Source organism: Bradyrhizobium sp. CCGB12 (assembly GCF_024199845.1).
In the GTDB taxonomy this organism is placed as follows: Bacteria; Pseudomonadota; Alphaproteobacteria; order Rhizobiales; family Xanthobacteraceae; genus Bradyrhizobium.
This window is the reverse complement of the sequence record NZ_JANADO010000001.1, coordinates 3,117,987-3,142,016: the sequence shown is the minus strand read 5'-3', so window position 1 is coordinate 3,142,016 and position 24,030 is coordinate 3,117,987. Positions and strand designations below refer to the sequence as shown.

The 24,030-nt window shown below is 64.3% G+C and carries 30 protein-coding genes and 1 pseudogene; 18 read left to right on the top strand and 13 right to left on the bottom strand.

The window, feature by feature from the left end:
* Positions 1–37: 37 nt before the first annotated feature.
* Together NLM27_RS15130 and NLM27_RS15125 are read right to left on the bottom strand one after the other, a co-directional pair.
* The gene (locus NLM27_RS15130) at positions 38–607 is read right to left on the bottom strand and encodes a glutathione peroxidase (protein ID WP_254144062.1); all 570 of its coding nucleotides are present in this window, start codon (positions 605–607) and stop codon (positions 38–40) included.
* A gap of 89 nt (positions 608–696) precedes the next feature.
* Positions 697–2,301, bottom strand: coding sequence for a L,D-transpeptidase family protein (locus NLM27_RS15125; protein ID WP_254144061.1), 1,605 nt, complete (start codon positions 2,299–2,301; stop codon positions 697–699).
* A gap of 207 nt (positions 2,302–2,508) precedes the next feature.
* On the opposite strand from NLM27_RS15125, the gene NLM27_RS15120 reads away from it, so the two are divergent.
* On the top strand, positions 2,509–3,057 hold the full coding sequence (locus tag NLM27_RS15120; protein WP_254144060.1) for a CreA family protein: 549 nt from the start codon (positions 2,509–2,511) through the stop codon (positions 3,055–3,057).
* Positions 3,058–3,067: 10 nt separating this feature from the next.
* On the opposite strand, the gene NLM27_RS15115 is transcribed toward NLM27_RS15120, so the two are convergent.
* Positions 3,068–3,286: a hypothetical protein gene (locus tag NLM27_RS15115; RefSeq protein WP_254144059.1), complete on the bottom strand. Its 219-nt coding sequence runs from the start codon at positions 3,284–3,286 to the stop codon at positions 3,068–3,070.
* Positions 3,287–3,395: 109 nt separating this feature from the next.
* Positions 3,396–3,713, bottom strand: coding sequence for a hypothetical protein (locus tag NLM27_RS15110; RefSeq protein WP_254144058.1), 318 nt, complete (start codon positions 3,711–3,713; stop codon positions 3,396–3,398).
* On the opposite strand from NLM27_RS15110, the gene NLM27_RS15105 reads away from it, so the two are divergent.
* Entirely contained in the window at positions 3,694–3,858 is a 165-nt protein-coding gene (locus tag NLM27_RS15105) for a hypothetical protein (protein WP_254144057.1), read from the top strand. The two genes, NLM27_RS15110 and NLM27_RS15105, sit on opposite strands and share 20 nt — an antisense overlap.
* A 34-nt stretch (positions 3,859–3,892) precedes the next feature.
* On the top strand, positions 3,893–4,255 hold the full coding sequence (locus tag NLM27_RS15100; protein WP_254148829.1) for a hypothetical protein: 363 nt from the start codon (positions 3,893–3,895) through the stop codon (positions 4,253–4,255).
* Between the two features lie 65 nt (positions 4,256–4,320).
* Here the strand turns inward: NLM27_RS15100 and NLM27_RS15095 are convergent, their stop codons facing one another.
* Both NLM27_RS15095 and NLM27_RS15090 read right to left on the bottom strand, forming a co-directional pair.
* A complete protein-coding gene (locus NLM27_RS15095) occupies positions 4,321–4,566 on the bottom strand; it encodes a DUF6719 family protein (RefSeq protein WP_254144056.1) in 246 nt (81 codons plus the stop codon).
* 67 nt (positions 4,567–4,633) lie between these two features.
* Entirely contained in the window at positions 4,634–6,103 is a 1,470-nt protein-coding gene (locus NLM27_RS15090) for a PLP-dependent aminotransferase family protein (RefSeq protein WP_254144055.1), read from the bottom strand.
* A 73-nt stretch (positions 6,104–6,176) separates the two neighbouring features.
* Between NLM27_RS15090 and NLM27_RS15085 the strand changes: the two genes are divergently transcribed.
* From NLM27_RS15085 to kynU, 5 genes are all read left to right on the top strand, one after another.
* Positions 6,177–6,902 carry a pyridoxamine 5'-phosphate oxidase family protein gene (locus NLM27_RS15085; protein WP_254144054.1) on the top strand — a complete coding sequence of 242 codons (726 nt, stop codon included), beginning with the start codon at positions 6,177–6,179 and terminating at the stop codon, positions 6,900–6,902.
* 53 nt (positions 6,903–6,955) lie between these two features.
* Positions 6,956–8,233, top strand: a complete 1,278-nt coding sequence (locus NLM27_RS15080; protein ID WP_254144053.1) for an ArgE/DapE family deacylase — start codon at positions 6,956–6,958, stop codon at positions 8,231–8,233.
* A gap of 344 nt (positions 8,234–8,577) precedes the next feature.
* Positions 8,578–9,387, top strand: coding sequence for an alpha/beta hydrolase (locus NLM27_RS15075; RefSeq protein ID WP_254144052.1), 810 nt, complete (start codon positions 8,578–8,580; stop codon positions 9,385–9,387).
* A 34-nt stretch (positions 9,388–9,421) separates the two neighbouring features.
* On the top strand, positions 9,422–10,261 hold the full coding sequence (kynA, locus tag NLM27_RS15070) for a tryptophan 2,3-dioxygenase (protein ID WP_254144051.1): 840 nt from the start codon (positions 9,422–9,424) through the stop codon (positions 10,259–10,261).
* Positions 10,262–10,263: 2 nt separating this feature from the next.
* Positions 10,264–11,478 (top strand): kynureninase, encoded by a 1,215-nt coding sequence (kynU, locus tag NLM27_RS15065; RefSeq protein ID WP_375142248.1) that lies wholly within the window; start codon positions 10,264–10,266, stop codon positions 11,476–11,478.
* Positions 11,479–11,593: 115 nt separating this feature from the next.
* On the opposite strand, the gene NLM27_RS15060 is transcribed toward kynU, so the two are convergent.
* Positions 11,594–12,382: a cobalamin-binding protein gene (locus NLM27_RS15060; RefSeq protein ID WP_254144049.1), complete on the bottom strand. Its 789-nt coding sequence runs from the start codon at positions 12,380–12,382 to the stop codon at positions 11,594–11,596.
* Between the two features lie 118 nt (positions 12,383–12,500).
* Here NLM27_RS15060 and NLM27_RS15055 point away from each other — a divergent pair, with 118 nt between their 5' ends.
* Both NLM27_RS15055 and NLM27_RS15050 read left to right on the top strand, forming a co-directional pair.
* A complete protein-coding gene (locus tag NLM27_RS15055; RefSeq protein WP_254144048.1) occupies positions 12,501–12,899 on the top strand; it encodes a PaaI family thioesterase in 399 nt (132 codons plus the stop codon).
* A gap of 152 nt (positions 12,900–13,051) precedes the next feature.
* Positions 13,052–13,657, top strand: a complete 606-nt coding sequence (locus NLM27_RS15050; RefSeq protein WP_254144047.1) for a GNAT family N-acetyltransferase — start codon at positions 13,052–13,054, stop codon at positions 13,655–13,657.
* Between the two features lie 60 nt (positions 13,658–13,717).
* On the opposite strand, the gene NLM27_RS15045 is transcribed toward NLM27_RS15050, so the two are convergent.
* The 3 genes from NLM27_RS15045 to NLM27_RS15035 form a co-directional block, all read right to left on the bottom strand.
* Positions 13,718–14,023, bottom strand: coding sequence for a hypothetical protein (locus NLM27_RS15045; protein ID WP_015686575.1), 306 nt, complete (start codon positions 14,021–14,023; stop codon positions 13,718–13,720).
* 95 nt (positions 14,024–14,118) lie between these two features.
* The gene (locus NLM27_RS15040; RefSeq protein ID WP_254144046.1) at positions 14,119–14,805 is read right to left on the bottom strand and encodes a DUF2161 domain-containing phosphodiesterase; all 687 of its coding nucleotides are present in this window, start codon (positions 14,803–14,805) and stop codon (positions 14,119–14,121) included.
* A gap of 100 nt (positions 14,806–14,905) precedes the next feature.
* Positions 14,906–15,586: an SDR family oxidoreductase gene (locus NLM27_RS15035; RefSeq protein ID WP_254144045.1), complete on the bottom strand. Its 681-nt coding sequence runs from the start codon at positions 15,584–15,586 to the stop codon at positions 14,906–14,908.
* Positions 15,587–15,704: 118 nt separating this feature from the next.
* On the opposite strand from NLM27_RS15035, the gene NLM27_RS15030 reads away from it, so the two are divergent.
* Positions 15,705–16,454: an SGNH/GDSL hydrolase family protein gene (locus tag NLM27_RS15030; protein ID WP_254144044.1), complete on the top strand. Its 750-nt coding sequence runs from the start codon at positions 15,705–15,707 to the stop codon at positions 16,452–16,454.
* On the opposite strand, the gene NLM27_RS15025 is transcribed toward NLM27_RS15030, so the two are convergent.
* Positions 16,455–17,198 carry a tyrosine-protein phosphatase gene (locus NLM27_RS15025; RefSeq protein WP_254148828.1) on the bottom strand — a complete coding sequence of 248 codons (744 nt, stop codon included), beginning with the start codon at positions 17,196–17,198 and terminating at the stop codon, positions 16,455–16,457.
* A gap of 84 nt (positions 17,199–17,282) precedes the next feature.
* Here NLM27_RS15025 and NLM27_RS15020 point away from each other — a divergent pair.
* Positions 17,283–17,610, top strand: a pseudogene (locus NLM27_RS15020) (MliC family protein).
* Between the two features lie 112 nt (positions 17,611–17,722).
* On the opposite strand, the gene NLM27_RS15015 reads toward NLM27_RS15020, so the two are convergent.
* A complete protein-coding gene (locus tag NLM27_RS15015) occupies positions 17,723–17,926 on the bottom strand; it encodes a DUF2735 domain-containing protein (RefSeq protein ID WP_212286043.1) in 204 nt (67 codons plus the stop codon).
* Positions 17,927–18,460: 534 nt separating this feature from the next.
* Between NLM27_RS15015 and NLM27_RS15010 the strand changes: the two genes are divergently transcribed.
* The 4 genes from NLM27_RS15010 to NLM27_RS14995 all read left to right on the top strand — a co-directional run bounded on the left by NLM27_RS15010 (position 18,461) and on the right by NLM27_RS14995 (position 21,935).
* The gene (locus NLM27_RS15010; RefSeq protein ID WP_254144043.1) at positions 18,461–19,495 is read left to right on the top strand and encodes a glutamine synthetase beta-grasp domain-containing protein; all 1,035 of its coding nucleotides are present in this window, start codon (positions 18,461–18,463) and stop codon (positions 19,493–19,495) included.
* Between the two features lie 182 nt (positions 19,496–19,677).
* Entirely contained in the window at positions 19,678–20,379 is a 702-nt protein-coding gene (locus NLM27_RS15005) for a GrlR family regulatory protein (RefSeq protein WP_254144042.1), read from the top strand.
* Positions 20,380–20,397: 18 nt separating this feature from the next.
* Complete coding sequence (locus tag NLM27_RS15000; RefSeq protein WP_254144041.1) at positions 20,398–21,081, top strand: substrate-binding domain-containing protein; 684 nt, start codon at positions 20,398–20,400, stop codon at positions 21,079–21,081.
* A gap of 32 nt (positions 21,082–21,113) precedes the next feature.
* A complete protein-coding gene (locus NLM27_RS14995; RefSeq protein ID WP_254144040.1) occupies positions 21,114–21,935 on the top strand; it encodes a tetratricopeptide repeat protein in 822 nt (273 codons plus the stop codon).
* A 1-nt stretch (position 21,936) separates the two neighbouring features.
* Here the strand turns inward: NLM27_RS14995 and NLM27_RS14990 are convergent, their stop codons facing one another.
* A complete protein-coding gene (locus tag NLM27_RS14990) occupies positions 21,937–22,395 on the bottom strand; it encodes a hypothetical protein (protein WP_254144039.1) in 459 nt (152 codons plus the stop codon).
* Between the two features lie 116 nt (positions 22,396–22,511).
* Here NLM27_RS14990 and NLM27_RS14985 point away from each other — a divergent pair, with 116 nt between their 5' ends.
* The gene (locus NLM27_RS14985) at positions 22,512–22,661 is read left to right on the top strand and encodes a hypothetical protein (RefSeq protein ID WP_254144038.1); all 150 of its coding nucleotides are present in this window, start codon (positions 22,512–22,514) and stop codon (positions 22,659–22,661) included.
* Positions 22,662–22,912: 251 nt separating this feature from the next.
* Entirely contained in the window at positions 22,913–23,617 is a 705-nt protein-coding gene (locus NLM27_RS14980; RefSeq protein ID WP_254144037.1) for a GrlR family regulatory protein, read from the top strand.
* Positions 23,618–24,030 lie beyond the last annotated feature (413 nt).

The following is a 24,030-nucleotide window of genomic DNA, read 5'->3' as shown; positions in this document are numbered from 1 at the left end:
GCCACAATTGTGCCCAACCGGATTGGCGCAGCTCGCGTCAACTGTCGGCCAGCGCCTTGACAACGGCCGTTTTGACCCGCGTATCGGTCGGCGCGACCGCGGACGGAAAGACCTCGGCGATATAGCCGTCCCGGCCGATCAGGTATTTGTGGAAGTTCCAGCGCGGAACGTCCTTCGGCCGGGTCTCGGCTGCCCATTTGTAGAACGGATGCGCCTTCGCCCCGACCACAGTTGCCTTGGCCGCGATCGGGAAGGTAACGCCGTATTGGTGGTGCGCGGTCTCCGTGATCTCGCCGGCGCCGCCGGGCTCCTGGCCGCCGAAATCGTTGGAGGGCACGCCGATCACGGTGAGCCCGCGCTCGCGAAATTCGCCCCAGAGCTCCTGAAGACCCGCATATTGCGGGGTGTAGCCGCAGAGCGAGGCGGTGTTCACCACCAGCAGCGGCTTGCCAGTGAAGGCGGCAAGGCGGATGTCGTCGCCGGACAATGCGGGAAAGGAGAAGGCATAGGCCGAGATCCGGCTCATGCCGCCGTCGGCGAATGCGCGTGTTGCGGGTGCAAGCATGCCTGCAAGCGCAGCGGTGAGCAAGGTTCTGCGGTTCATCATGACGGCGTCCCCCGAAATGATCCGGAGCGCATGTTACCCCGCCGGTGCGACGTCACTCGTCAACACCGCGTTATCGGGAGCCATGAAGCTCAGTACAGGCGGACGATGAAGTCGGTGCCTTCGCCGGTCTCGCCCTGGTTGATGCCCTGGTCGGAGACGATGATCGAGCCACCAGTGGTCAGCATCTCGTTGATCTTTGCCATGGTGTCGGCGGGGATCGCAATGCGGTCGAGGGCTTCCGTCGGACTGTCCGGCGTGACCACCGGCTTTGCGGCAACGGGGATCACGGCAGCGCCGCGCTGGCGGCGTGACACGCGTCCGTCGTCATCGCGCACGGCTGCGCGGACGGAGATCGGCAGCGACACCACCGACCAACGCAGGGCATTGGAATCGGCCTTGTCGAGTTCGGCGGTGAAGACATGCGTGCCGAGCGGCCTGTCACTCGCGGCGATGGTGACGGGCACCTCGAACAGCGGAGCGAAATTCTGCCGGACGTAGAGCTTGGAATCCTTGCGGCTGATGAAGACGGCGATCTGGCCGGCGCGCCTCGGCGCGTCCGGCTTTGCCGCAGGCGCGGGATCGGCAACGCGAGTCTCGTCCTTCTTCACGTCGGGCGAGGCGGCGAGTGCCGGCGCCGATGTGTCGGGCTTCTTCGCGGGGGCGGCAGCTTCGGTCTTGGCTGCTTCGGACTGGGCAGGCTCGGCTTTTGCCGGCTCGGTCTTGGCGGCGTCGTGCTTGTCGGCCGCTGTTGAAGCCTTGGGGGCTTCAGCCACGTCAGATGCCTCGGCGGTCTTGGTCTCGATCTTGTCGGCCGGCGCGGCGGCTTGCTCGCGGGCGGGTGCATTGCCGGTGGTCACATCCGACATCACGGTGTGGCCGACCGACGTGCGCAGTTCGAGCACGCTGTCCGCGCTGGCGGTCTTCGTCTCTGCTGCCGTGCTTTCAGTCGCCTTGGCTTCGGTGACTTTGGTCTGCAGTTCGCCCTTATCGGCCTTGTCATCGGCATTGATCTGCGGCGCGAGGCTGGCAGTGGGCTGCGGCGGCACACGCACGGAGGCGAGCAGCGGATGCGAGACGCTTTGCGGTGACATCTGGCCGGGCGCCACGATCACGCGCGCGCCCATCCTGGTCCAGTTCCACATCTTCACCGCGAACGCCATCGGCATGCGGATGCAGCCATGGGAGGCCGGATAGCCCGGCAGCACGCCCGCATGCATGGCTACGCCGGACCAGGTGATCCGCTGCATGTACGGCATCGGCGCGCCGCTATAGATGTTGGAGTGGTGGAATTTGTGCTTCTGGATGACGCTGAACACACCCATCGGCGTCGAATGGCCCTTCATGCCTGTCGACACCGGGGATTCCGCGAACACGCCATTGGTGTCGTAGACCGTCACCTTCTGCCGATCGATCGAGACCACGATGACCAGCGGGCCTTGCGGCTTGGTGCCGGCTTCCTTCGCGGCGGCGATCTCCTTCTTGCCCGCCGCACTGCGCTTCTGCGGCTTCTGGCGCGGCATTTCGGGACGCCGATCCTGCCTGGGGTAATAGGACCCGTCGGAATAATCGGTCCAATAATAATACGCTGCGTCCGCCTGGCCGGCCGTACCGATCGCGCCTGCCGCCGCCAAAATGACGACCTGCCACAGCCGCGCCGGTTTAGCTGACGAACCGGACCCGTTCACGCTATTCATCCTCGAATCCATAATCCAAATCAGACATTAGTCTCGCAGAGGGGATACGCGTTCACTAGCAAAGTGGTTCTGCCGTCAGCGACTTTTGTTCGGGACGTAGCAGAAAAGCCTCACAGAGCGGTAAACGGCGACCGCGCCGCTTGCCGCTCGTCTTCCTGACCGGCCAGGCGATGCCTACATTGCGGTGACTTGTTACCGGAGAACTTCATGTCATCTCGTTTCCCTGGTCTTGCCGGCATCCGCTTGAAAGGCCTCGCTTTATTCCTCCTGGCTCTGGCTGTTCCGGTGGCTTCCGCGAGAGCTGCCGACGAGCCGGATCTGATCTTCCGCCGCTCGACCGTGTTCAAATGGATGAGCCCGAATGACAAGCTCGCGACCTATGGCCTCGACGACCCCGAGGTCGAGGGCGTGGCCTGTCATTTCACGGTGCCGGAGAAGGGCGGCTTCAAGGGCTGGCTGGGCCTGGCCGAGGAGGTCTCGGACATCTCGCTCGCTTGTCGCCAGGTCGGCCCGATCAAGTTCAAGAACAAGATGGAGCAGGGCGACGACATGTTCCGCCAGCGCCGTTCGCTGTTCTTTAAAAGGATGCAGATTGTGCGCGGCTGTGACGCCAAGCGTAACGTGCTGGTCTACATGGTCTATTCGGACAAGCTGATCGAGGGTTCGCCGAAGAACTCAACCTCGACGGTGCCGATCATGCCGTGGGGACCTGCGGACGCAAGCGTCCAGAAGTGCGGGGAGTTCTTCACGCATTGACGCGCTGCGTTCACTCAGTGACGACAGCGCGGCTGGCGCGCGGCGTTGCAAGATACGATCCGGTCAGCCGCACGAAGGTCTGTGGCGCGGCTTCAAAGCCGCGGTTTGATTGCAGCGCCATTTCACCAGATGACGTGGCGCCGTTGCGAACGGGGCGTTGATCTCCGCGGCCCGTCCATTGGTCCGCCTCGTGTGTCGCGGCGCGATCTGTCGGCATCATGATGGCCATCCCTCACGTGAACGCGCCCGGTGATCCCGGGCGTCTCGATTTCGATGGCTTGGGTCGCAGCCGAAGCGCCCCCGGTTCGACAGGGCCCAGCCTTCGTTCGGCTTCCTCTTCAGCAGAAAAACGTAAAATGCGTGTGAAGCGCGTGAGGCTGGCGCGTGACGGCGCCTGCATCCGAGGCTCCCCCAAGCTTGAACAGGAACTTGTCGGGCGGCTTTGGGCCGGAGCGCGGGCCATCTGAAATGATTGGGCTTTTTGGCCGAATGTTTCGTCGTCCCGAATGCCACGAAACAATTCTCACGAAGATGAAACCATTTTCGGCTTTTGGCGCATCACGCGCGAAACCGCCCATGGTTATCAGCTTCACCACGTCGACGGCGCACCGCCGGCCACGATTCGGAGACAAGACCATGCGCGCGCTCAGCTTCATCCTTGCCTTCGGTTTCGTGCTCGCCGGCTCCTCGTTCGCAGGTGCACCGGACGGCAGTCTGCCCGGTGTCGGCACCTTCCAGTACAGTGGTTCGCCGCTGACGATCACCGCACCGCAGCCGATCGTGCTCGCCACGCGCTTTTGATCGCCAACAAGAAAATCAGCCGGCAATGGCCACCATGCTTGTTCGCTTCTGCGCCGCAGCGTTCATATCCCTCCTGACGATGAATGCCGCTCAGGCGCAGGTACGCGCTCCCTCGAGATTGCCGGATCCCCGCAGCGAATTCGTGCGTCAATGTGCGCCGCGCATGCTCGGGCGCTGGGAGCACCCGGAAGAGGTCTGCGGTTGCCTGCACGACCATGCCGCCGCCGTCGTCGAGGACCGCGATTTGCGCGAGGCGCTGCTGCGCGGCATCAGCGAGACCGGCGTACCGACGATCGAGACCGACTGGGTGCCGACGTCCAAGCAGGGCGAAATCGGCGAGACCTTCACCAAGATCGCCAAGCCGACCTTGCAGTGCATGTTCGACCCGGCGAAGTAGCGCGCCGCGTTATCGAGCATGATCTCGTCGGAAACCGCTGCGCACTTTTCCGGATCATGCTCTGATCATTTCGTCTTCGGACCGTAACGCGGCACGCAGGCGCTGGTCCGCGCGACGCCCTTGTCGGTCATCTTCGCGCCGCGCACCTCCTTCACCTGTCCGGCGGGGCAGGTTCCGTCATCCACGAGCACGCGCTGGCCGAGCTTGAGGTCGACGATGTCCTGCTCGCGTCCCACGGTGACGGCATGCGCCGTCGTCGCGAGCGCGGCGGAGAGCAGGAGCGAGAGGCAGACTGCACGGCGGAAAAGCATGATGTGAGGTCCCGGCATCGATGCCGCAATGTAGGGATGGGCTTGCGATTCTGGTAGTGAGGCTTCGTCACGCCCGCCGGGCCGATTTGGCTCTCGTGCGCAGTGCGGCGCGTGATTCCCGGGCCAGCCGTTCCGCTGACGCCACAAGCTTCGGAATCGCGTGGCCGGAAAATCCCAGCACGAAGCCGGGCAGGGGACGCGCGCGCGAATAGGTGTCGGCGAGCAGCCATCCGTCCGCGCCCGCGGCCTGCCTGGCCTCTACCGCCACCGCCAGATCGACCGACGGTTCAAACTGGGCGACAAGATGCAGCCCTTGTGAGGGCACCGGCACCGATAGCGCGCCGTCGGATTCGGCTTCCAGCGTCGCGGCCAGGGCATCACGCGCCTCGCGATAGAGCTTGCGCACCCGCTTGAGGTTCGCAGCGAAGGCGCCGGAATTGAGCATATCGGCCACCGCGCCTTCCATCAGCGTGCCGGGAAAGCGGTCGAGCGCGGCGCGCGCAGCAGTCGCATCCCCGATCAGGCGCTCGGGCAGGGCGCAATAGCCGATACGCAGGCCCGGAAACAGGGTCTTGGCGAAGGTGCCCATGTAGATCACGCGCTGGAGGTGATCGATGCCGGCAAGCGACATCAGCGGCGCGCCGTCATAGCGGAACTCGCTGTCGTAATCGTCCTCCAGCACGAAGGCGCCGGCCTGCTTCGCCCAGTCCAGCAGCTCGAGCCGCCGCGGCATCGACATCTGGACGCCCAGTGGAAACTGGTGCGACGGCGTGACATAGGCCGCGCGCCCAGACAGCGCCGCCGCACGGCCCTTGGCCACGTGCAGGCCGTGCGCGTCGACGGGAACGGGCACGGTGCGATATCCGCATTGTGCGATGGTCTGGCGCACGATCGGATAGCCGGGGTCCTCGCACCAGACCTTGTCGTTTGGCTTCAGGATTGCGCTCAGCACGATGCGCAGCGCATGCAGCGTGCCTGATGTGAGCATGATCTGATCGGGGTCGCAGCGCAGGCCTCGCGCCGACAACAGGTGATCGGCGATTGCCGCGCGCAGCTCGCGGCTGCCGCGGGGACCGCCATAGTGCAGATGCTCGGGTCCGAATGCGCGCATGCGGCGGCCGACGAAGGCGCGGAAGCGCTGCAGCGCCCGCTCGTCGATATGGGTGCAGCCGAGCGCGAACGCGCCTTGCCTGGGCGTTTCGATCACGGCCTTGGGCGTCTTCGTCTCGGCCGCGCGCGCCGGAATCCGCGCTGCGACGAAGGTGCCGGAACCGACGGTCGCCTCGGCAAAACCGTCGGCGATCAGGCGTTCATAGGCGGTGACGACGGCATTGCGGCGGAAGCCGGTCTGCTGCGCCAGCGTCCGCGACGGCGGCAGCGCTTCGCCGGGCTTGACGAGACCGGAGACGATCATCTCGCACAGCGCTTGGTACAGCCGGTGCGCGGCCGAGGCGCCCGCCGTGATGTGCGGACCGGCGAGGTCGAGCGGCAGCTCGGCCTTGGTCGGCGAGGAAGAATTGGTTGGAATTTTTTGCATGGAATTGGCACTATCGCAGACCAAATCCGCCGCTACAACTCTCCTGGATTGTTTCCAATTCCGGGGTGCGGCCGTGAGCCAGGTTGAGACTTCCAATTCCTATCCGACGTCAGCGCGCAACCAGGTGAAGCGTCGTCACGACCGCGGCTTCTACGATCACGCGACCGTTCACCGCATCCTGGATTCCTCGATGCTGTGCCACGTGTCCTACGTCATCGACGGCCAGCCTTATTGCACGCCGACCTTCTTCTGGCGCGAAGGAACGAAGCTGTACTGGCATGGGAGCAGCGCCAGCCGCATGCTGCGCAACCAGACCAAAGGCGAGCGCGTGTGCCTGACGGTTGCGCAACTCGACAGTCTCGTGCTGGCGCGCTGCGGCTTCAATCACTCCGCCGACTACCGCGCCGTGATGGCGTTCGGCACGGCCTACCTCGTCACCGATCTCGAGGAGAAGGAGCGTGCGGTGATCGCGATGGTCGACCGCTTCTTCCCGGGGCGCACGGCGAACCTGCGCCAGAGCAACACGCAGGAGATCAAGGCGACCTCCTTCATTGCGATGGAGATCGAGGAGGCCTCGGCCAAAGTCCGCGCCAAGGGCGTGGCCGACGACGATGAGGACTACGAATTGCCGATCTATGCCGAGCGCATCCCGGTGCGCACGGTGCTCGGCGCGCCCGAGCCGTGTCCGCGCCTGCTCGACGGCGTCAGCCGGCCTGCGACACTGGCGGGCTATTCGGAAGGCCGACTGCTCGAAGATGCATTGAGGGATGCTTATTTTGTGGAGTACCCGAACGGCTGAAATCGGCTAGCCTGCGCTCCATCGATGATCTGAATGCCGATTGGAGTTGCCTGATGGATGCCGAAACGCAGCAGAGGATTCTTGACGCCGTCGACGCCGGCTTCGAAGCCCAGCTTGCGACCACACGTAATTTCGTCGCGATCCCCTCGACCCGCGGGGCGGAGGGACCGTGCCAGGACATGATCGGAGACCTCTTGCGCCAGCGCGGCTACGAGGTCGACGACTGGCATATCAATGTCGACGACCTCAAGGATCTGCGTGGCTTCGGCCCGATCGAGCACGACTTCTCCAAGGCGCGTTCTGTGGTGGGCACCTATCGCCCGCAAACCAGCGCCGGCAAATCACTGATCCTTCAGGGCCATTGCGACGTGGTGCCGGCAGGTCCGCTGGAATTGTGGGATACGCCGCCGTTCTCGCCCGTCATCAAGGACGGCAAGATGTTCGGCCGCGGCGCCTGCGACATGAAGTCCGGCACCATCGGCGCGCTCTATGCGCTCGATGCGATCACGGCCGCCGGCTTCAAGCCGACGGCGCGGATCCACTTCCAGTCCGTGATCGAGGAGGAGAGCACCGGTGTCGGCGCGCTCTCGACGCTTCAGCGCGGCTATCGTGCCGATGCCTGCTTCATCCCGGAGCCGACCGGCGGCAAGATGGTGCGCTCGCAGGTCGGTGTGATCTGGTTCCGCCTGCGCGTGAAGGGGCATCCGACTCACGTGGCCTTCGCCGGCTCCGGGGCAAATGCGATCATGGCGGCCTATCATCTGATCCAGTCGCTGCAAAAACTCGAGATCGAATGGAACGAGCGCGCGAAAGCCGATCGGCATTTCAAGGCGCTCAACCACCCCATCAACTTCAACCCCGGCATCATCAAGGGCGGCGACTGGGCCTCCAGCGTGCCGGCCTGGTGCGACGTCGACTGCCGGATTGCCGTGTTGCCGGGCTGGTCGATCGCCGATCACCAAAAGGAGATCATGGCCTGCGTTGCGGCAGCCGCGCGCAACCACCGCTTCCTCGCCAATAACCCGCCGGAGATCGAATGGTCGGGGTTCCTGTCGGAGGGGTATGAACTGACTGACGCCGCCGCGCCCGAGGCCGCGTTCGGCAAGGCCTTCAATACCGTCTATGGCGGCGCGGTCGAAGACCTCGTGTTCACCGCGCTCACAGATACCCGCTTCTACGGCCTCAACCACGGCATCCCGAGCCTGTGCTTCGGCGCGAGCGGCGGCGAGATGCACGGCTTCAACGAGTTCGTCGACCTGGACTCGCTGAAGAAGACGACCAAGGCGATGGCGCTGTTCATCGCGGAATGGTGCGGCGTGGAGAAGGCGTAGGCCTCTCACCGCCGTCATTGCGAGAAGCGAAGCGACGAAGCAATCCAGACTGCCGCCGCGGATAGATTCTGGATTGCTTCGCTGCGCTCGCAATGACGGATGAAAGTCCGGTAGGGTGGGCAAAGGCGCGCTTGCGCCGTGCCCACCATTTTCCTTTCCCTCAATCTCGAGGTAGACGGTGGGCATGCTTTCACTTTGCCCACCCTACGGCATCGCGGCCCCAGCGACTGCCACCACCAGTGCGCCTAAATCCTTTAAGCTTAAAATAAAGACTAGGATGGCGGCCGCGCCGGTGGCAGACTGGAGGCGGGTTCGCTGGGCCTTTTAAGTCCTTGGGAGTAACGATGCGCGATTGGGATGATGCTTATGCCAATTCGGCCCATATCCCGGGCTCGGACAAGATGCCGGCGCTGTGGGCAGAGCGGGCGGCAGCCTACCGCGCCGGACTGAAGGATTTTCGTGCGGACATCGCCTACGGCGCCGGCGAGCGCCAGCGCCTCGACCTGATCCTGCCCGACGGTGACAGCAAGGGTCTCGTCGTCTTCGTCCACGGCGGCTACTGGATGCGTTTCGACAAGTCGACCTGGACCGACCTCGCCGAAGGCGCCCGGCATCATGGCTGGACGGTGGCGCAGCCAAGCTACACGCTGACGCCGGCCGCGCGCATCTCCGACATCACCGCCGAGATCACCGCCGCGATCGCCAAGGCGGCTTCGCTAGTCGCAGGGCCGATCCGGCTTGCCGGCCATTCTGCCGGCGGCCATCTCGTCACGCGCATGCTGTGCGACGACAGCCGGCTCGAGCCTGCCGTCTACAACCGCATTGCCGGGACGCTCTCGATCAGCGGCCTGCATGATCTGCGTCCGCTCCTCAAGACCAAGATGAACGAGACGCTGCGTATGACCGTGGAGGAGGCGACCCTGGAAAGCGCAGCGCTGCATCTGCCGCGCGGGCATGTGCCTGTGACCGCGTGGGTTGGTGGCAGCGAACGCCCCGAATTCATCCGCCAGTCTGACTTGATGGCCAATGTCTGGACCGGTTTCGACGTGCCGACGCACCTCGTGATCGATCCCGGGCTCAACCATTTTACTGTGATCGATGGGCTCAAGGACCCATCATCGTCGATCACCGGACGCCTGATCGGCCTCGACTGACGGGGCGAGGGATGATCGATCGAAAGGACCTGTCATGACGTCCAGCGATTACGATCCTGCAAGCGAAGGCGCCGAGACCGATTTCGCCCGGCGCATGTCTTATGGCGACTATCTGGCGCTGGATGCGATCCTCGGCGCGCAGCATCCGCTCTCGGAAGCGCACGACGAGATGCTGTTCATCATCCAGCATCAGACCACGGAGCTGTGGATGCGCCTTGCCATCCACGAGCTCAGCGCCTCGCGCCGCGCCATCGCGCGGGACGAAGTGCAGCCCGCGATGAAGATGCTGGCGCGGGTATCGCGCATCTTCGAGCAGCTGAACGGCGCCTGGGACGTGCTGCGCACCATGACGCCGAGCGAATACACCCGCTTCCGCTCGCAGCTGGGCCAGTCCTCGGGCTTCCAGTCGCGCCAATACCGGTTGATCGAATATATGCTCGGCAACCGCAATCATGCCATGCTGAAGCCGCATGCGCACGACGCCGAAGTGACGAAGCTGCTCGAAGCCGAGCTTGCGATGCCGAGCCTCTATGACGAAGTGCTCCGGCTCGCCGACCGCAGCGGGCTCAAGATGCCCGCGGCCGTGCTGGGGCGTGACGTGCGCGAGACGCACAGCTTGAATGAGGGCGTGCTGCAGGCCTGGCGCCAGGTCTACGAGACGCCGGAGACGCACTGGATGCTCTACGAGCTCGCTGAGAAGCTGGTCGATTTCGAGGATTATTTCCGGCGCTGGCGCTTCAACCATGTGACGACGGTGGAGCGCGTCATCGGTTTCAAGCGCGGTACCGGCGGCACCGGCGGCGTCAGCTATCTCAAGCGCATGCTGGAGGTCGAGCTGTTTCCCGAACTCTGGCGCGTGCGTACCATTCTCTAGAGATGTCCATGACCAAGTCGCAGCTTCGCGTTTATGACGACACCAGGGCGTTGTTCCATCTGCCCGACGGCGTGATCTATCTCGACGGCAATTCGCTCGGTGCGCTGCCAACAGGCGTTGCCGAGCGTGTCAACCGCGTCATCACTGACGAGTGGGGCAACGAGCTGATCCGCGCCTGGAACACCGCCGGCTGGTATGCCCAGCCGCGCCATGTCGGCGATCGCATCGCACGATTGATCGGCGCGGAGGGCGGCTCCGTGATGGTCGGCGACACGCTGTCGCTCAAGGTCTATCAGGCACTCGCGGCCGCGCTCGACCTGAACGCGTCGCGCAAGGTGATCCTGTCGGATATCGGCAACTTCCCGACCGACCTCTACATGGCCGAAGGCTTGATCGAAACGCTCGGGCGGGGTCATCGATTGCGTCTGGTCGCGCCGGAGAAGATCGAGGCCGCGCTGTCGGAAGAGGTCGCAGTCCTCTACATCACCGAGGTCGACTACCGCACCGGACGCCGCCACGACATGGCGAAGCTCACCGCGAAAGCGCATGCGCTCGGCATCGTCACGGTCTGGGATCTCGCCCATTCCGCCGGCGCGCTGCCGGTCGATCTCGCGGGTTGTGGTGTGGATTTCGCCGCGGGGTGCACCTACAAATATCTCAACGCCGGCCCCGGCGCGCCGGCCTTCCTCTACGTCGCACCGCGCTGCGCCGACAGCGCGCGCGCGGCGCTGTCGGGGTGGATGGGTCATGCCAAGCCGTTCGCGTTCGAACTCGCCTATGCCGCGGCCGGCGGCGTCGAGCGCATGCGTGTCGGCACGCCGCCAGTGTTGGCGATGGCGGCGCTGGAGGCCTCGCTCGACATCTGGGACCGCGTCGATATCGCCGAGGTCCGGGCGCGATCGCTGGCGCTCGGCGATCTCCTGATCGCGGAGGTCGAGCACCGCTGCCCGTCCTTGAAGCTGGTGACGCCGCGCGTGCACGCGCACCGCGGCTCGCAGGTCTCCTTCGCCTTCGACGGCGGCTACGCCGCCATGCAGGCGTTGATCACCCGCGGCGTCATCGGCGATTTCCGCGCGCCCGACATCATGCGGTTCGGGATCACGCCGCTGTATATCGGCGAGAGCGAGATCGTGCGGGCGGCCGAGATGATTGAGGAAGTAATCGCAGGCGAGGTGTGGCGGCGGCCGGAGTACCAGGTCGTGAATGCGGTGACGTGAGGAAGAGCGCGCGCCCAGTCGTCATTGCGAGGAGCTCTTGCGACGAAGCAATCCAGAATCCCTCCGCGGAGACACTCTGGATTGCTTCGCTTCGCTCGCAATGACGACGGAGAGATCAGGGGCGCTCGCCCCACAGCGCCGCCACGATTGCATCAAGCCCGTCCGTCAGCGCCGCCGGTCCCGGCTGCAGGATGATCGGCGACTTGATCTCGACAATGCGATTGTCGCGCACGGCCGGAACCTCGCTCCAGCCGTCGCGCTGCTTGATGCGAGCAGGCACGACCTTCTTGCCGCACCATGAAGCGAGGATCACATCGGGCGCGGCCTCACGCACAGCGTCCGCCGAGACGATGCGGTCCTTCGCGGCCTGCCGATGCCGCAGCTCGGGAAACGCATCCTCGCCGCCGGCGATCTCGATCAGCTCGGACACCCAGCCGATGCCCGAGATCAGCGGCTCGTCCCATTCCTCGAAGTAGACTTTTGGCCGCGGCGAGGGACGGGGCGCCGCGGCGATCGCGGCGAGGCGCCGCTCAAGATCCTGAACGAGGTCCTCCGCGCGCTCGGCGGCGCCGACCAGTGCACCGAGCGTGCGGATCATCGTCAAGATCCCGGCGACGTCGCGCTGGTTGAAGACATGGACATCGACGCCGGCGCGGACGAGATCGGCAACGATGCCGGCCTGGAGATCGGAGAAGGCCAGGACCAGGTCCGGTTGCAGTGCCAGGATCTTCGGGATGTCCGCCGACACGAACGCCGACACCCGCGGCTTCTCCCGCCGCACCTGGGGCGGACGGACGGCGTAGCCGGAGACGCCGACGATGCGGTCCTGCTCCCCGAGCAAATAGAGCGTTTCGACCGTCTCTTCGGTCAGGCAGACGATGCGGCGGGGCGGGAAGTGGCGCATGCGAGAAGCCTATGCACAATGTCTGCGCCGATGTCAGCCCGGCCATGACCTCCGACGTCATTGCTTTGCCGCGCGAAGCAATTCACGCTGATACAACAAGGAATTGGGAGGAGATCCGATGACGCCGCTCGAGAAACTTAAAGCGATGAAGATGCCGTTTGCCGAGCTCAAGGGCGTCGAGTTCGTCGAGGCTGAAAAAGATCGCGTGGTGGCGCGAATGACCGTGCGCCCCGATCTTTGCACGCTTCACCACACCATCCATGGCGGCGCGGTGATGGCGCTGGCCGATTCCGTCGGCGCCGCGGCGACCGTGATCAACCTGCCCGAGGACGCCAAGGGCACGACGACGCTGGAGAGCAAGACCAATTTCATCGGTGGGGCCAAGGAAGGAACCACAATCATTGCCACCGCCACCCCGGTCCATCGGGGGCGGCGGACCCAGGTCTGGACCACCCGGCTGGAGACGGAGGACGGTAGACTGGTGGCCGTGGTGACTCAGACGCAACTGGTCCTGTAAGACCGTGGCGGCTTGATTTTGTTAACGAATTGGTCGCTCACGGTGCCTCTAACTTGAGCAGGTTCCCATCTTGAAAATTATGGTGCGATGCACAATATTGGGAGCCTAGGGATTCGAACGCCTCCTCGAGGGACACCAAGAGGAGTTTTGACGTGGTACTTGAAGAGACCATCCGCATCGCCCCGGGCTATGTGCGGACCCTGATCCAGCAGGAAGAATTGCCGCTCCTGCGCGATCATCTGTTGAGACTGGATCCCGCAAGCCGGCACGACCGCTTCAACGGATTTCTCGACGACAGCTTCATCGAGCGCTACGCCGCCCGGTGCGCCGAAGACGGCACCGTGATCGTCGCCTACATCGTCGATGGCGTGGTCCGCGGTGCGGCCGAGCTGCATCCCGCGGAGGATGATTCGCTGCCCGAGGTCGCCTTCAGCGTGGAGACCTCCGCGCGCCGCCACGGCGTTGGCACCGTGCTGTTCCGCCGCCTGATCGCGGAAGCGCGCTGGAAGGGCTACAAGCGCCTGCGCATCACCACCGGCGCCGAGAATCACGCCATGCGGGCGTTGGCCAGGAAGTTCGGCGCGGATCTGTCATTCCGCCATGGCGAATCGACCGGCACGATCGATCTCGCCAAGACGCCCGAGGCAGAGCTTGCAGATCTCGCGGCTTCGCCGTTCACGGCAGGCCGGGCTTTGCTCAGCTTCAATTCGACCTGCTGGAAGATCATCTCCAGCATGTACGGCAATCGCGCCGCGTAAAACAAAAAGCGGACCGGCAAGGCCGGTCCGCTTTCGTATTCTGGGTCACGAGGTGAGCGCTCAGGTGCCGGTGCGCTTGTCGTTGCCGAAACGGCGGACGACGCGGCGTTCGACCACCACGGAGCGCTGCGCGCCCTGTTCGCCGGCGATCACGCGCGTGGCAGTGATGCGGCTGTTGGTACGGGCCTGCTTCTTGACCTCGGCCTGCACGACATCGAGCGGCATCCCCATCAGCGCTGCCGCGATCTCGGCCTGCTGCTCCTGATCGTCGGTGATGCCCACAGCGGCGAAGATCGCCTCGTCCAGGGTGGGCGGATCGTGGCGCACGCGCCGCGTGCCATATTTGGTATTCCAGTCTGCGCTCATAACGGCCTCGTCTTGATGCCGGGATACCTAGTGCCGTGAATGTTGCATTGCAATATGGAATCGGTGTGGCATCTCAGCTATGCACCGGTCGGGTGTCACGGCCGTGACGCGGCACCTGCATCGGTTTCAACCCGTTGCTGTGGCCAGCGTTTCAACGCCGCGTGCCCCGCCTCGGTTAGCCCGTAAATCCCACGTTCGGCCCGCTCGAACCAGCCATACACATTGTTAAGCAAGATCTTGCCGGCATCGGGACAGCGCTCGCGCAACTCGCGTACGTGCCGCGGGCCCGCGGCGAGCACCGAGGCACAGGCCAGCGCCTGCTGCCGATAGGCCGTCATGATCGGCGCACGGGTGCTGCCGCCGAGCACGGGATCGCCCTGGCGGCGCTGATGCTCGGCAACGAGGCGCGAGCGGACCTTCGGCTCGCGGCGCGGCGCCGCCGTCGGCGGCTTCACCAGCACCTCGACCTGGCCACGATCGGTGACCCCCAACATGCCGAAACCGAGACGGCGGCAGAGATTGCGATAGCGCGCATCGCTTTCGCGTCCCTTGCCGCGGGCCGACATCCTGGCGGCGATCCAGACCTCGTCACCGGCCGGCGCGCGGTCGACCGCTTGGAGGATCAGCTCGAGATTGAAGGTGAGCTTCAGCTCGCCGATCACCACCACAGGTGGATCGCCGGCGCTGAGGCCGACAAGGTCGCAGCCGCCGATCTCGCCCTTCACGGTGAAGCCGAGCTCTTCGAGGAAGCGTTTGACGGGCAGATAGAGCGCGGTTTCCAAGGGAATGTCCGATCGGAGAATCAGTCGGGAGCAGTCTAGAGCCTTCTCGGCTCAGATTGAATCACAGCTGACGCCCGGATGCCGCCGCCCAAGCTTCGACTCACACCCGTCCGCCAACCGGGATCAGCGCCCCCGTGATGCCGCTTGCGCCGTCACCGGCGAGAAACAGGATGACTTCGGCAAGCTCCTGCGGCGTCACCCATTTGGAAAAGTCCGCCTTTGGCATGTCCGCGCGGTTGGCCCTGGTGTCGATGATCGAGGGCAGCACGGCGTTCACCGTGACCTTGCCCTTCCACTCGTTGGCAAGTGCCTCGGTGAGGCGATGCACGCCGGCCTTCGAAGCCGCATAGGGCCCCATGCCGCTGCCGGCCTGGAGCGCGCCCATGGCGCCGAGATTGACGATGCGGCCGGCCTTGGATGCGGCGAGGTGCGGCAACGCCGCACGCGAGGTGTTGAGCGCGCTGAGCACGTTCAGCGCGTACATGCGCTGCCAAGTCGTGATGTCGCCGTCGCCGACGGTCTCGAAAGCGAAGCCGCCGGCGATGTTGATCAGCGCGTCGAGCCGGCCAAAATGCCTTGCGGCCGCATCGACGGCCGCCTTCGCCTGCGCCGCCTCGGACAGGTCGACGCGGCCGATCTCGATGCTTTCAGGCGTTGCAGGGGCTTGCGAAGGCGCATAGTCGATACCCGCGATACGCGCGCCGCGCGCCTGCGCGGTCTCGGTGACCACCTTGCCAAGCGCGCCGAGCGCACCGGTCACGACAATCACTTTTCCCTGCACGAGACTCTCCATTGTTTCAGTTCGCGCCGACCATTGCTCCGCTCGAATTGGACTTGCAATGGCGGCGGCTTCAAGGCTGAATGATCGACGCAACCTTGGATGGCGGGAGGGGATTGATATGTCCGAGAGTCTGCCGGCCGTGGACGCTCCCCAAGGCATCATCAAGCTCCAACACCCGCTGCGAAACCTGTTCAATGCGCTGCGCGGATCAGAGCCGGTTCGTATCGTCGCGATGGGATCGTCCTCGACGGCTGGACGGGCGGACGTCGTGCCTTGCCCCTATCGCCTCGAGATGTATCTGCGGCAGCACTATGCCGAGCCATTACCGAACACTCGGATCGATGTCTTAAACCGGGGCAAGGGCGGGCAGGAAGCACCGGAAGAGTTGAAACGCTTCAAGACCGATATCTTTCCCGACAGCCCCTCGCTGGTGCTTTGGCAGATCGGTACCAACGCGGTCTTTCACAAAGATAAGTACAAGTTCAAGGATGTTGTCGACGCGATCACCGACGGGGTGCACCGGTTGCTTCAGCCGCGAGAGCAGCCGATGGACGTCGTGTTGATCGATCCGCAATATGGGACGGCCATGCTCCGTGACGACAAGGCGGAGCTTTCGGAAAAGATGGTCATGGAGATCCGCAGGATCGCGGAAACTAAAAAGGTCAACGTGTTTCAGCGTTGGGCCCTGATGAGGCATTGGCACGTGCAGAACGGCGTATCGTTCGAGCAATTGCTCGATCCTACGGATTGTCCCGACATGCTCCATCAAAGCGACTGGAGCACGCTCCAGGTTTCCAAAGCGCTTTGCCGAGCGATCACAGACGCCGTCCTGGCCGCAAGCTGGCTTCCCGCCGATCGGCAATCCTGATCACGCCTGCAGATAGCGCTCCTTCAGCGCGGTCCGCTCGACCGTGCCGAGCTTGAGGCCGTCGCGCAGATAGGTTTCGATATCGCCATAGTCCTTGCCAACGGCTTCGAAGGCTGCAGCAAGGTAAGAGGCTTCGACGCTGCCGATGGCATTGCGGACGTCCTCCGGCAGGTCGATGGCCGCCGTCGCATCGCGCTTGTAGTGCTGGTTGGTCAGCAAATAGTCCTCGGCAATGACGTCATCGGCGACGCCGAGCGCATGAAGGATCAGCGCGCTGGCAAAGCCGGTGCGATCCTTGCCCGCTGTGCAATGGATCACGAGCGGCGCGCGGTCTTCCAGGAGATGGCCGAACAGGTTGCGAAAGCTGTGCGTGTTGTGGCGAACGTAGTTGCGATAGGATTCGCGCATGAGCTCCAGCGCGACCGGCGCCGTCAGCGTGCCCCTCGCGAGCTCGGCGCGCAGCGCCGCGACGACAGTCGGCTCGATCGGCAGCGAATGTACTGTGATCTCGTTCACGACGCAGACGCCGGCTGCACGCTCCTGAAGCCCACGGAAATCGAATGCGCTTCGCACGCCCAGCGCTCTGACGATCTCGATGTCGGCCGCGGTGAGCTGGCCGAGATGGTTGGAGCGGAAGATGTGCCGCCAGCGGGTGGTGCGGCCGTCGGTGGTCGGATAGCCGCCGAGATCGCGAAAATTGCTGGCGCCTTGCAGGGCGAGGTGGCGGGCAGGGGAGTCTTTCAGGGAAGAGTCTTGCATGGGATCAGCTTGGGTTATGGTTCCATTGGACGCGCTGCGGCGTCCTTGAGTCCATTACAGGGGGCGATCATGGACCGACACAAGGCCATTGTTTTGGCTATCACCCTGCTTGCAGCTGGAGTTCTCGGTTCGCGGCAGGCCGATGCGCAAACCTTCCAAACCTACCGCTGCGCCGATGGTACGCAGTTCATCGTCGGGCTTTATGACGATGACAAGCGCGCATTCCTCCAGATCGACGGCGAGCCGGTGACGCTCGCCAAGCGGCTGGCGGTGTCGGGAGCGCGTTATTCGGGGGGCGGGGGTCACGCTGAGGATTCCCAAGTCCGGGCCTACCACGGTGAAGCACCTGAAGCGGCCGGTCACGGCCTGCGCGGTGGTTGAAAAGCCCGGGATCTAGCCGGGTAGGCAGCTGGAATTAAAAAGGGCCGAAACATCGTTGTTTCGACCCTTTTTTCGAACTGCCGCCGAGCGCTTGCGAGGGCGCGGCGGTATCAAACCAGCCACAGGCATCAGCGATCCCATTTCGGCTTGGCTTCGTCGACCGCTTCCTGATGGTACCAGCTGTCGCTGCAGATCGAGACGTTCGCGGGAAGCGACGCGTGATCGGCGGGAAGGCGGGTCTCGCCATGGCGGCGTCCTGCGAGAGCCGCACGGCCCCCGGCGGGGAATTGGTAGATCTTCGCAGATCCGTGACTCAGACCATTGTTCATCATTGCGATTTCTCCTTGGTCGAAAGCGCCTTGGCCTCCATGGTGCGCCCGACTCGTTCGATTGTGGTTACCGGAATCCCCATATCGGCCGCGCATCCCGAATTGCAAAGTGCTGAAAAGGAAATCAGTTTCCGCCTAATTTGTAGGCAGGCAGCCTTCTGCACCCTCCAAAGCACCGCGCAGATGACCAACGCTGGGGCCATTCCAAAAGTTGCTAGGCACGGGCGAAGACTTTGCGAAAATTGCCGGGCGTTGATGCGCGTTTCATCGGCGACGTGGGGGACCAGGCGGCCTGCTCCAGAATCAGGCGTTTTCCGCGGGATTTTGCGGTGCAGCTTCACGCGAAGGTGCGCGGCTGTGACGCATGCCGCTGTGGACAAGCGGCCGTCGGGCGGAGAGGAGCCTGCCCCGAGGAGAACCTTGGAGACTGCGGCCTTTTGGCACGCAAAATGCTTGTAGGGGGCCGGCCGATGATGGCCGGGTACAAACGTGCGGGGCTCTCAACCCCACCTTTCGCATCATCTACAGAGAGGCTCAATGACCAAGTATAAGCTCGAGTACATCTGGCTCGACGGATATACGCCGACTCCGAATTTGCGCGGCAAAACTCAGATCAAGGAATTCGCGTCGTTCCCGACGCTCGAGCAGCTTCCGCTCTGGGGCTTCGATGGCTCCTCCACCCAGCAGGCCGAAGGCCACAGCTCCGATTGCGTGCTGAAGCCGGTCGCCGTCTTCCCGGACGCTGCCCGCACCAACGGCGTGCTCGTGATGTGCGAAGTCATGATGCCCGATGGCAAGACCCCGCACGCCTCCAACAAGCGCGCCACCATCCTCGATGACGCCGGCGCCTGGTTCGGCTTCGAGCAGGAGTACTTCTTCTACAAGGATGGCCGTCCGCTCGGCTTCCCGACATCAGGCTATCCGGCGCCGCAGGGTCCGTACTACACCGGCGTCGGCTACTCGAACGTCGGCGACGTCGCCCGCAAGATCGTCGAAGAGCATCTCGACCTCTGCCTTGCTGCCGGCATCAACCATGAAGGCATCAACGCGGAAGTCGCCAAGGGCCAGTGGGAATTCCAGATCTTCGGCAAGGGCTCCAAGACCGCTGCCGACCAGATGTGGATGGCCCGCTACCTGATGCTGCGCCTCACCGAGAAGTACGGCATCGACATCGAATTTCACTGCAAGCCGCTCGGCGACACCGACTGGAACGGCTCCGGCATGCACGCCAACTTCTCGACCGAGTACATGCGTACGGTCGGCGGCAAGGAGTACTTCGAGGCCTTGATGGCGGCCTTCGACAAGAACCTGATGGACCACATCGCGGTCTACGGCCCGGACAACGACAAGCGTCTGACCGGCAAGCACGAGACCGCGCCGTGGAACAAGTTCAGCTACGGCGTTGCCGACCGCGGCGCCTCGATCCGCGTTCCGCACTCCTTCGTCAACAACGGCTACAAGGGCTACCTGGAAGACCGCCGCCCGAACTCGCAAGGCGACCCCTACCAGATCGCTTCGCAGATCCTGAAGACGATCGCGTCCGTGCCCGCCGACAAGAAGGCGGCCGCCTAAGATCCTCCCGGGCTGGCCCGGGTTGGCTTTCAATCCGCCGGAGCTGCAAGGCTCCGGCGGATTTTTGCGTTCTGATGACGGTCGTTCCTGTGGCCTGTCAGTCTCGGCCGCGCGAAACTTGTCCATCGCCGCCGAAAGCGGGATAGAGTGGACCCGGATGCGCAGGGCCGGGGACACGGCTGGTGATTGAAGGCTTCTACAAGGTCAGATTTCAGCTCGGCGACAACGTCGGCCGGGCCGTGATGCATGCCGGCAATGGCAAGATGCTCGGCGGCAATTCGGCCTTCGCCCATATCGGCACCTATGAGAAGACCGAAGTTGGCGTCGACGTCGTGATCAAGACCGTCCGCCACAATCCCGATCCGAACTACCGCGCCATGGCCGGCACCGACGATGCGACCTTGATCGCGAAGGGCTGGGCGGACGGCGATCTCTATCGCTTCAAGGGTGAGTTGAAGGAGCTGCCGGGCGTGCCCTTCCAGTCGGTGATGACGCCGATCAGGGAAGACGAGGTGCCGATCGCCGGCGGCGTCGGCGAAGGCGGCATTGCCGATGGCCTGTACTCGATCCATCTGCGCATGCTCGACGGCCTCGATGGCGGGCTCACTGGCGTGATGCTGCTCAATCAGGGCCGCATCCTCGGCGGCGATGCCGCGTTCTATTATCTCGGCAGCTACACCGCCGCGAAGGGCCGCTGGAAGGGGCAGATCCTCAATCAGGAGCACACGCCGGCCAAGGACGATCCGATCTTCGGCGGCCACGAGGTCGGCATCGGCTTCTCCGGTAGCTATGACAGCGAACAGGCGGTGCTCGAGGCCGCGGCGCTCGCCGGCAAGCGAAGCCTGCGCCTGACCGCGACCCTCAAGCTGATGCACCGCGCCTGATCGCGACAGGAATTGCACATGGAAAATGTCCGCATGCTCTCGACGCTCGGCCTGATGGGCGCGATGCGCAGCCTGTCTTCGGCCTTCGAAGCCGCCAGCGGCATCCATGTCGATGCCGACTTCGCGCCGACCCTGGCGCTGCTCAAGCGGCTGCGGGACGGCGAGGCCGCCGATCTCGTCATCCTCACGCGCGAGGGGCTCGACGAGATGATCGACGAGGGCCGCGTGGTCGCCGCGAGCGCGGTTGATCTGGCGCGCTCCTTCGTTGGCATCGCCGTGCGGGCAGGGCAGGCGCATCCCGGCATCGTCAGCGAAGCCGCGCTGCGCGAGACGCTGCTCGCGGCGCAGTCCGTCGCCTATTCGCGGCTTGGCGCGAGCGGCGTGTATTTCGCCCAGCTGATCGTGCGGATGGGCATAGCAGCGGAGATCAATGCCAAGGCCACCATCGTGGAGCAGGGCTTTACGGCGGAGCGGCTCATCAGCGGCGAGGCTGACCTCGCCGTGCAGCAGATCAGCGAGCTGAAGCAGGTTGGCGGCATCGAGGTCGTCGGTCCGATCCCGCATGGATTGCAGACGCCGGCCGTGTTCTCCGCCGGACGCATGGCGAATGCCAGACGTGCCGAAGCCGCCGACCGGCTGCTGCGCTATCTGGCATCGCCGGAGGTCGTGCCCGTGCTCCGCCAATCGGGACTCGAGCCTTGAATTTGCCGGGGCCGGGACGCAACGTGGCGATCATGCGCACTCATTTCCTCGCAGCCCTGTTAGCGCTCGCGGCGCCCGCGGCGGCACAGGCGCAATCGGCCGATCTCGTCCTGTGCGACCGCCTGGCGGCCGATCCCAGCGATCCCGACAAGCCGGTTGATGTGAAGGGGGTAACTGACATCGCGGCGTCCGACATCGCGACCGCCATCAAGTTCTGCAAGCAGGCTGCGCCATCCTCGCGGCGGGCGATGTTCGAACTCGGCCGCGCCTATGCGGCCAACAGGCAAACAGGCGAGGCGATCGTCGCCTGGCGCAAGGCCGCGGACAAGGGATCGAGCGCGGCGATGGTCGAGCTCGGCGTGGCCTACGGCACCGGCTCCGGCGTTGCGAAGGATGAAGCGCAGGCGCGAAAACTGTTCGAGAAGGCGGCGCAGGCCGGCAATCCCCGCGGTGTCAGCAATCTCGCCGCGCTCGGCGGCGCAGGTGGCGCCGCGCCGGCCGATCCCGCGCAGGCACGCGCGCTGCTGGGCAAGGCCGCCGAGACCAACGCGGAGGCGCAGTACCAGCTCGGCCTGATGCTCTCCGAAGGCACGGGCGGTGCGAAGGACGATGCGGCGGCGCGTGCGCAGTTCGAGAAGGCGGCCGCGCAGAACCATCCCGGCGCGCTGGAGCGAATGGGCGCCTTCGCGCAGGAAGGCCGCGGCGGTCCGAAGGACAAGGACGCCGCAAAAGCCTATTACGAGCGTGCCGCAGCGCTCGGCGACGAGGACGCCAAGAAGGCGCTGGAGCGGCTGCGCTGCCCCTATGCGATCAAGGACAAGCAAGGCAAGCTCGTCACCACGCTGTGCTTCTAGTTCACTTCATGTAGTAGGCGAGATCGTTGCGGGCGTCGCGATAGGTGGTCTCGAGATAGAAGGGATATTTTCGCGCGGCCTGCGCCACCGCGCGCACCACGCAATCCCAGAAATCGCCGTTCCAGTCGAAGTGCTTGTTGTACGCGTCTTCGAATTTGACGGCCGTGATGATGGCCTCTCCGATCGCTTGATCGTCGGCGCGCGGATGGGCGCGCTTCAAATAACCGAACATCGGCCCTTCATGGGCGTGGTCGCGTTCGCTGCGGTATTTCGCGCTGAACTGCTCCGGCGTGAGGGTGCGATTGATGCGGATCTCTTCGGCGGTCGGACGGCCCTCGATCGTGCCCAGCCGGTAGCGCTGGCGCCAGAGCGCGTAGGCTGCATCGAGCAGCGGCTGTTTCGCGGCGCTGGCGATGATTGCGCTGATCTCGTCCTCGGCCGATGGCTGCGACGTATCCATGCCGCTTGGTCGCGCGCTTGCCGCGGCAGGTTCGAAGCCGGCCGCGATCGGATAGGGCTCGCTGGGAACTTGACCCTGCGCCGGTCGTTGCCATGGGCAGACCGGGAGATGCAACCATGATCCGCAAACTCGCATCCGGCGAATATCGCCTCTATTCGCGCAAGGTGAATCCCAAGACCGGCAAGCGCCGCAATCTCGGGACCTTCAAGAACCGTGCGGCCGCCGAGAAGCACGAGCGCGAAGTGCAGTACTTCAAGCGTCACTAGGCGCGTGCAACCTTTTCGACACCGGGACACAAAAGTCGCAAAACAACCCCATGCACAGTAGCCAAGTCATTGAAATCGCAAACATACGGATTTTGCGAAATCAATTTGACCCGTCGGGCAAAACAGGGGCATAATGGCATCGTGTCGGCGAGCCCTCCCGCGAGGGGACGTGCGCTGAAAAGCCGGTGGCTCCAGTGCAGCGACGATGCTAGGTAGCCCACGATCCTTTTCCGATTTTGCGGTTCAAGACATTGCTGGACGGACTTTACAAGGTTGAATACGGCGTTGGCGGCGCCTTCGGCCGTAGCATCATGTGCATGCACAATGGCAAGATGCTGGGTGGCAATTCCGCTTTCGCGCATCTCGGGACCTATGAGGTCAGCGACGGCGCGATCGAGGCCAATGTCATCACCGAGCGCCACAACGAGGATCCCAATTACAAGCCGCTGATGGGCACCGACGTCGCCGCGATCAAGGTGCGCGGCAGGACGGAAGGGTCGACGATCCTGTTCGAGGGCAAGGCCGAGCCAGTGCCGGGCAGCGTGTTCTGGGCCAATCTCGCGCCGCTCGACGACGAGGCGCTGCCGCCGCGCGGCACTGTCGGCCCCGGCGGTATCGTCAACGGGCTATACTCCATCCACCTCCGTGCGCTCGACGGCATCGACGCCGGCCTCTCCGGCGTGATGCTGCTGATGGACGGCCGCATCCTCGGCGGCGATGCGTTCTTCTATTATCTCGGCTCCTATTCCTCGGCGGACGGCCGCTGGAAGGGCGAGATGCTGAACCAGGAGCACACGCCGGCGAAGGACGAAAATCCCGTGTTCGGCGGCTACGAGGTCGGGATCGGCTTCTCCGGAACCTGTACGGAAGACAGTGGCGAGCTCGAAGGAATCGCGCTCGCCGGCAAGCGCAGCCTGCGGCTGGCGGCCTCGCTCAAGCTGATGCGAAGGGCGTAGGTTGCTGATAATTCCGTCGCGTCTGCCCTCAGAAGGCGACATTCAAGCCAAGCATCTGGATGTCCGCCGTGGGGCCAGAGGCTGCCTTGCCCGCCTCGCTGTATCACCTTCCTCCCCAAGCGACACAGGCGACTCCGGCAATGGCTCCGGGCAGACTTCCGAGCAAAATCCCGGGGCTATGAAGACCCAGCGGGAGAGGAACGAAGTAAAGTAGACCAATCGAGAGCAGACCGCCCGAGAGCAGACAAGCGATACTCCTCGACCAAAGAGGCAGTGATCTATCGATCATCTCGCGATCAACGCAATAGATGAGGACTGCAGGGGGGAGCCCAAACAGGTAGATGAACGGTAAACCGAACAAGGTGCCGAACACTAGCAAGCCTGGCAGTCCGAGCACTACACACAACACCGCC

Excerpts from the sequence above, each read along its gene's own strand:
- NLM27_RS15130 (WP_254144062.1), bottom strand. The coding sequence starts at position 607 with ATGATGAACCGCAGAACCTTGCTCACCGCTGCGCTTGCAGGCATGCTT.
- NLM27_RS15125 (WP_254144061.1), bottom strand. The coding sequence starts at position 2,301 with ATGAATAGCGTGAACGGGTCCGGTTCGTCAGCTAAACCGGCGCGGCTG.
- NLM27_RS15120 (WP_254144060.1), top strand. The coding sequence starts at position 2,509 with ATGTCATCTCGTTTCCCTGGTCTTGCCGGCATCCGCTTGAAAGGCCTC.
- NLM27_RS15115 (WP_254144059.1), bottom strand. The coding sequence starts at position 3,286 with ATGGCCATCATGATGCCGACAGATCGCGCCGCGACACACGAGGCGGAC.
- NLM27_RS15105 (WP_254144057.1), top strand. The coding sequence starts at position 3,694 with ATGCGCGCGCTCAGCTTCATCCTTGCCTTCGGTTTCGTGCTCGCCGGC.
- NLM27_RS15110 (WP_254144058.1), bottom strand. The coding sequence starts at position 3,713 with ATGAAGCTGAGCGCGCGCATGGTCTTGTCTCCGAATCGTGGCCGGCGG.
- NLM27_RS15100 (WP_254148829.1), top strand. The coding sequence starts at position 3,893 with ATGCTTGTTCGCTTCTGCGCCGCAGCGTTCATATCCCTCCTGACGATG.
- NLM27_RS15095 (WP_254144056.1), bottom strand. The coding sequence starts at position 4,566 with ATGCTTTTCCGCCGTGCAGTCTGCCTCTCGCTCCTGCTCTCCGCCGCG.
- NLM27_RS15090 (WP_254144055.1), bottom strand. The coding sequence starts at position 6,103 with ATGCAAAAAATTCCAACCAATTCTTCCTCGCCGACCAAGGCCGAGCTG.
- NLM27_RS15080 (WP_254144053.1), top strand. The coding sequence starts at position 6,956 with ATGGATGCCGAAACGCAGCAGAGGATTCTTGACGCCGTCGACGCCGGC.
- NLM27_RS15075 (WP_254144052.1), top strand. The coding sequence starts at position 8,578 with ATGCGCGATTGGGATGATGCTTATGCCAATTCGGCCCATATCCCGGGC.
- kynA (WP_254144051.1), top strand. The coding sequence starts at position 9,422 with ATGACGTCCAGCGATTACGATCCTGCAAGCGAAGGCGCCGAGACCGAT.
- kynU (WP_375142248.1), top strand. The coding sequence starts at position 10,264 with ATGTCCATGACCAAGTCGCAGCTTCGCGTTTATGACGACACCAGGGCG.
- NLM27_RS15060 (WP_254144049.1), bottom strand. The coding sequence starts at position 12,382 with ATGCGCCACTTCCCGCCCCGCCGCATCGTCTGCCTGACCGAAGAGACG.
- NLM27_RS15055 (WP_254144048.1), top strand. The coding sequence starts at position 12,501 with ATGACGCCGCTCGAGAAACTTAAAGCGATGAAGATGCCGTTTGCCGAG.
- NLM27_RS15045 (WP_015686575.1), bottom strand. The coding sequence starts at position 14,023 with ATGAGCGCAGACTGGAATACCAAATATGGCACGCGGCGCGTGCGCCAC.
- NLM27_RS15030 (WP_254144044.1), top strand. The coding sequence starts at position 15,705 with ATGTCCGAGAGTCTGCCGGCCGTGGACGCTCCCCAAGGCATCATCAAG.
- NLM27_RS15015 (WP_212286043.1), bottom strand. The coding sequence starts at position 17,926 with ATGATGAACAATGGTCTGAGTCACGGATCTGCGAAGATCTACCAATTC.
- NLM27_RS15010 (WP_254144043.1), top strand. The coding sequence starts at position 18,461 with ATGACCAAGTATAAGCTCGAGTACATCTGGCTCGACGGATATACGCCG.
- NLM27_RS15000 (WP_254144041.1), top strand. The coding sequence starts at position 20,398 with ATGGAAAATGTCCGCATGCTCTCGACGCTCGGCCTGATGGGCGCGATG.
- NLM27_RS14995 (WP_254144040.1), top strand. The coding sequence starts at position 21,114 with ATGCGCACTCATTTCCTCGCAGCCCTGTTAGCGCTCGCGGCGCCCGCG.
- NLM27_RS14990 (WP_254144039.1), bottom strand. The coding sequence starts at position 22,395 with ATGGATACGTCGCAGCCATCGGCCGAGGACGAGATCAGCGCAATCATC.
- NLM27_RS14985 (WP_254144038.1), top strand. The coding sequence starts at position 22,512 with ATGATCCGCAAACTCGCATCCGGCGAATATCGCCTCTATTCGCGCAAG.